Source organism: Vibrio sp. 378, from assembly GCF_033339435.1.
Window position 1 is genome coordinate 1 of record NZ_JAWOUO010000726.1, and the last position, 625, is coordinate 625.

A 625-nucleotide genomic window follows, 5' to 3' on the forward strand; every position below is an offset into this window, starting at 1 on the left:
CGCAAAGTGAAAGTAGAACGGGTTTTAAAGATTTTGCTGCCATGACTTATTTAACCTCTTTGGATATTTTCGCTGGGGCGTAAGCGGTATTTTGATATTGTTCGAAGCTGTTCATTTCACTGCTTAATGCTAATAGTTTGGTTAGTGAAATCAGATAGCGGAAGCGCGCCGCCGAACGTTGAGTTTCTATACTGGCGACATAAAGCTGAGCGTCAACCACATCGAGAGAAGAAGAAAGACCTTGAGTGAATGCCTTCTCTCGCAGAAGCAGGTTTTCATTGGCTAGTGCGATGCTGGATTCTAAGCCTTGCACTTCATCAATCGCTTGCTGCGCTTCTAGATACGTTTTCTGCACAAGTAAAGACAAGTCTTGTTTGGCTTGAGATTTAAGAGCATCAACTTGAGATACAACGCTTTGTGCTGCTTTAACTTTTTCGCTTCGACCTGTGGATTCAATCAATGGAATGTTAACGCCAACCCCTACGAGCCAATCCGGTTTCATTTGGCTGGCCAACGAATCGTCTTCATACAGGCTGTAATCGCCATATAAGTAAACTTCTGGGTAGTATTTGCCTTTCTCTGCCTTAATTAAGCTCGATGCCTGTTTGTGCTTGGCATCCAAAAT

1 protein-coding gene is annotated in these 625 nt (G+C 43.4%); it reads right to left on the reverse strand.

Annotated elements, in window-relative coordinates:
* Positions 1-46: 46 nt before the first annotated feature.
* The coding region (locus R7Q48_RS28510; protein ID WP_318133692.1) for a TolC family protein at positions 47-625 on the reverse strand (579 nt) is incomplete at its 5' end.